The organism is Aeromonas finlandensis (assembly GCF_000764645.1).
Lineage (GTDB): Bacteria > Pseudomonadota > Gammaproteobacteria > Enterobacterales > Aeromonadaceae > Aeromonas > Aeromonas finlandensis.
This window is the reverse complement of the sequence record NZ_JRGK01000115.1, coordinates 1-3,477: the sequence shown is the minus strand read 5'-3', so window position 1 is coordinate 3,477 and position 3,477 is coordinate 1. Positions and strand designations below refer to the sequence as shown.

Annotated in this window: 3 protein-coding genes; 1 reads left to right on the top strand and 2 read right to left on the bottom strand. The window is 63.2% G+C overall.

Translation table 11 applies throughout. The features are described from left to right. Nucleotides 1–1,886 (top strand): glycogen debranching protein (locus LD28_RS0110670; RefSeq protein ID WP_033136949.1); only part of this gene is annotated, 1,886 nt, incomplete at its 5' end. A 67-nt stretch (nucleotides 1,887–1,953) separates the two neighbouring features. Here the strand turns inward: LD28_RS0110670 and LD28_RS0110665 are convergent. After that, nucleotides 1,954–2,673, bottom strand: a complete 720-nt coding sequence (locus tag LD28_RS0110665) for a hypothetical protein (protein ID WP_033136948.1) — start codon at nucleotides 2,671–2,673, stop codon at nucleotides 1,954–1,956. 185 nt (nucleotides 2,674–2,858) lie between these two features. Beyond that, nucleotides 2,859–3,477: ATP-dependent nuclease (locus tag LD28_RS0110660; RefSeq protein ID WP_033136947.1), on the bottom strand; the 619-nt coding region annotated here is incomplete at its 5' end.

The window sequence follows — 3,477 nt, the reverse complement described above, 5'->3', positions numbered from 1 at the left end:
ACTGGCACATCCATGTTGAGGGGCTCGCGGTCGGGCAGCGCTACGCCTATCGCATTCAGGGCCCGTGGCGCCCTTACGGCGGTACCCGCTTCGATGCCGAGAAGGTGTTGCTCGACCCCTATGGCCGCAGCATCGAACTCGGCGCCAACTACGACCGATGGGCGGCGGCCCGTCCCGGCAGCAATCTGGTCTGCTGCGCCAAGAACAAGGTGGTCGATACCCGCCACTACAACTGGGAAGGGGACAAGCTGCCCGCCCACTCTCTCTCCCGCTCGGTGATCTACGAGCTGCATCTGGGGGGCTTTACCAAGTCCCCAAGCTCCGGGGTCGATCCGGCGCTGCGCGGCACCTATCTCGGGCTTATCGAGAAGATCCCCTATCTGCAATCCCTCGGCATCACCGCCGTCGAGCTGCTGCCGGTGTTCCAGTTCGATCCCCAGGATGCGCCAAAGGGGCTCTCCAACTACTGGGGTTACAGCCCCATGTCCTTTTTCGCCCCCCACGCGCAATACGCCTGCGGCGATGATCCGCTGACCGAGTTTCGCGACATGGTCAAGGCGCTGCACAAGGCCAATATCGAGGTGATCCTGGACGTGGTTTACAACCACACCGCCGAGGGGGGCGATGATGGCCCCATCTTCTCGTTTCGCGGTATCGACAACGAGGCCTACTACATCCTCGACAACAACCAGAAGGACACCAACTACTCGGGCTGCGGCAACACCTTCAACGGTGCCCATCCTGTGGTGCTGCGGATGATCATGGACAGCCTCCACTTCTGGCGTCAGGAGATGCACGTCGATGGCTTCCGATTCGATCTGGCCGCCATCCTGTCGCGGGATGAATCGGGCCAGCCGCAAGCCAATGCGCCGACCCTGCGCACCATAGATACCGATCCCAACATCGCCGACATCAAGCTGATTGCCGAAGCCTGGGATGCGGGGGGACTCTATCAGGTGGGGTCGCTCGCCGGCGCCCGCTGGCGTGAGTGGAACGGCCAGTTCAGGGATGATGTGCGCTGCTTCCTGCGTGGGGATGACAACAGCGTCACCACCTTTGTCGAGCGGCTGTGCGGCAGCCCCGACATCTATCACTACCACCACGCCGACCCCGAGAAGAGCATCAACTTCGTCACCTGCCACGACGGCTTTACCCTGTGGGACTGGGCCAGTTACAACGGCAAGCACAACGAGGCCAACGGGGAGGAGAACCGCGATGGCTGCGATCACAACTTCAGCTGGAACCACGGCCATGAAGGGGCGACGGAGGATCCCCAGATCAACGCCCTGCGGTTGCGCCAGGCCAAAAACATGATGGTAGCGACCCTGCTCTCGGTGGGCTCCCCGATGCTGTTGATGGGGGATGAGCTGCTGCGTACCCAGCGGGGCAACAACAACGGCTACTGCCAGGACAACGCCACCTGCTGGATGAACTGGCTACCCAATGCCCGCAGTCAAGATATGTTCCGCTTTATGAAGGAGCTGATCCAGTACCGCAAACACCTGTTCCAACGGCCGGAGCAGGAGAGCATGCCGCTCTCGCTCACCGAGATCCTGCGCCACAGCGAAATCTGCTGGCACGGAGTCAACGCCATGCAGCCGGACTTCAGCCCCCACTCCCACGCCATCGCCATGTCGGCGCTGTCGAGCGAAACCAAGCTGGCGCTCTATGTGCTGTTCAACGCCTACTGGGAGCCCCTCACCTTCAACCTGCCGAGCCCCCCCAAGGGAGTCGGCGGCTACTGGCGGCGGATCCTCGATACCGCCCTCCCCTCGCCGCAAGATATCTGCACCTTCGGTATGCCGCTGGAAGGGCTGACCCGGGAGTATCTCGCCCAACCGCGCAGCAGTTGCCTCTTTATCTGCGGCGCCGACGACTTCTATTGATAGCTGAGCGTCAGATATGCAAAAGCCCCGAGCCAAGGCTCGGGGCTTTCTCTTTTCAGCGCCGGTATCAGACCAGCTGGTGCAACACGCTGGTGGCGGCGATCTGGGCGATCAGCAGACCACACAGGGAGGTGGAGACCACCACCGGCGCGGTCTCACGCTGCAAGTAGAGCGGGCTGAACCAGAGCAGCAGAGAGGCCACCAGCAGCGCAGCCTGCGTCACCACTGCCGGGATCAGGGCATCGAGATTGGCTTCGCCCCCTTGCCAGCCCACCAGCACCGCCAGCCAGATAAGGCTGACCATCGCCCCCACCAGACCAGCCAGCGGCAACAGGGTGTTGAATGCCTGGAGACGATGACGCGCCCGCAGCAGCATCAGGTGGGCAAAGGCCGCCCCCAGCATCGCCATCTGCAGCAGGCCGCTCACCCAGCCCTGCAGTTGCAGCAGCCCGAAGCCATACACAGCGAGCGGCAACGCCGGTAGCCAGAGCAACGTTGAGGGAACTGAACGTTTGCCCTCCAGCCGTGACTGGGCCAGCGACAAGCCGACCCCGAGCACCAGTGCCACACCACCACTCCAGATGAGCCAGCTGGCCGCCTTGGCCTCCACCGCCAACATCAGAGAGAGGGCGGTAATGACCCAGATGGAGAAGAGCTGCTGACTGATGCGCGAGCGCTGGCCGGGGCAGATATCACCGCGCCACAGCACGATACCGAGGGCGATCAGCGCGCCAAGCGCCATCAATCCGGTGAGGGGAAAGAGCCAAAAAGGGAGTTGGACGAACACGACGCCTCCAGCAGTAAAGATTCGAGGTGCGCCACCGGGGCGCCAGAGAGGGGGCGAGTATACCCAAACTGGCGGCTATCCCCAATCGCGGCAAACGATCAGGGGCAATTGCCGCCAGAACAATGCACCTTGAAGGGAGCCCGGCTGGCAGCCATGCCCCATCGTGACGGGATACCTGGCCGGATTCAGCCCTGACCGCGGGCCAGCGCCACCACCCGGGCAAACATCTGGCGGATCACCGATGGTATATGCTCGGCGCCGAGTCGCTCCGCCTCTTCCACCACCGCCAGCGCCATGCCCGGCTTGCTGCGATGATGAATCGCCTTGTTGATGATGTGGCTGGCACTCCACATGGCGCGCCCGCCCACCCCGGCCTCGCGGCGAAACACCGCTTCAAAGCCGTTGTGATAGAGGTAGTGCTCGATGTCGGCGGCCGGGAGCTGGGTCAACCTATCCCGCTCCCGCTCTCCCTTGAGCTGGCCACGGGCCGAGGCAGCATACTTGAGCCCCGCCTCGTCGCCATCGGTCAGCAGGTGCCACTCAATGCCAAAATCCCGCGCCACCTTGATCAGCGGCGACTGGCCACACTGGGCAAACTCGATGATCCGCACCCCTTCAGCCCGCAAACTGTAACCGCAGATCTGAGCCAGCTCGGAGAGCAGCCAGATCTCGGTCTCCCCCTCCACCAGCAGCCAGCAACGGGCAAACAGTGACATGGGGCGGTTGATCCGCACGTGGAAGGCGATCTTGCGCAGATCGTCGCTGCTGTAGCGCTCGCCCCCCAGCTGGTGACAGAGGATATCC